The organism is Rhizobium sp. P1_E1 (genome assembly GCF_056406015.1).
Map to the genome: position 1 here is coordinate 1 of NZ_JBFUAY010000500.1, position 1,340 is coordinate 1,340.

Genomic DNA, 1,340 nt, shown 5'->3' on the forward strand with positions numbered 1-1,340 from the left:
GCCTGATGCTGCTTGCCGCGGCACTCGCGGCACTCGGCACCTGGCAGGTTGAGCGCCTGGCCTGGAAACGCGATCTGATCGTCCGCGTCGATCAGCGTGTGCATGCCGCACCCATGCCAGCCCCGGCACGTCCCGACTGGAACAAGATCAATGCCACTGATGACGTATATCGGCGGGTGACCGTAGCCGGGACGCTGGCGAACGACAAGGAAACGCTGGTCTATGCCTCGACCGTGCTCGGTCCGGGTTATTGGGTGATGACGCCGCTGACGTTTGCCGACGGCACATCAATCCTCATCAATCGCGGCTTCGTGCCGACCGAGAGGCGAGACCCGGCCTCGCGCCGCGAGGGCGAAGTGTCAGGCCCGGTCGAGATCACCGGGTTGATGCGGATGACCGAGCCGAAGGGATCGCTGCTGCAATCGAACGACGTCGCGGCCGACCGCTGGTATTCGCGCGATGTCGCAGCGATCGCAGAAAAGCGCGGCATTGGTACGATCGCGCCCTACTTCATCGACGCCGATGCCACTGCCAATCCCGGCGGCCTGCCCGTCGGCGGCCTGACGGTGATCGATTTCCCCAACAACCATCTCGTCTACGCGATCACCTGGTACGGGCTGGCGGCGATGGTGCTGGCATTGCTGGTGTTCATTCTTCGCGGCGAGAGGGCCACCGCATAATGCGGCAGTGATCACCCTTATGAAGCAATCCGGCTGATCGCCTCGGCGAGTTGCGCTTGCGAGAAGGGTTTGCCGAGGCGGGGCAGGTCGACGATGCCGGCGCCTTCGGGAATCTCGGCGTAACCGGTTGCGAGGATGATCGGCATATCAGGCCATTCGTTGCGGATCGCCTCGGCGAGCTGTGACCCCGTCATGCGCGGCATGGCATGATCGCAAATCACCAGGTCGACCTGCTGCTTGCGCAGGATGTCGAGCGCCTCGGGACCCGCCATCGCCTCGAACACGGTATGGCCGAGATCCTCCAGCATCAGTGTCGTATTCATCAGGACCAGACCATCGTCATCGACCGCGACGATGCGCAGCCGGCGCGCAGCATTTTCCTCCTGCAGCGGCCGCTCGGCAGCGGCCTCGGTCACCTGCTCGACAACGGCGACCGGGAACCATAATTCAGCCGTCGTGCCTTCGCCGAGGCTGCTTTTCATCACGAGGCGCCCACCGGACTGGGACGCAAGGCCCTGCACCATGGAAAGGCCGAGACCGGTGCCCTTGCCSASRCCCTTGGTGGTGAAGAACGGCGTGATGGCCTGCTGCAGCGTCTTTGCATCCATGCCCTCGCCTTCGTCGATCACCGCGATACGGACATAGCGGCCGGCCGACAGC

Annotated in this window: 2 protein-coding genes; one reads left to right on the plus strand and one right to left on the minus strand. The window is 64.2% G+C overall.

Annotated elements, in window-relative coordinates; all coding sequences use genetic code 11:
- Positions 1-680: SURF1 family protein (locus AC1D1Z_RS37475; RefSeq protein ID WP_477853890.1), on the plus strand; the 680-nt coding region annotated here is incomplete at its 5' end.
- A gap of 17 nt (positions 681-697) precedes the next feature.
- On the opposite strand, the gene AC1D1Z_RS37480 is transcribed toward AC1D1Z_RS37475, so the two are convergent.
- A partial coding sequence (locus AC1D1Z_RS37480; protein ID WP_477853892.1) for a response regulator occupies positions 698-1,340 on the minus strand: 643 nt, incomplete at its 5' end.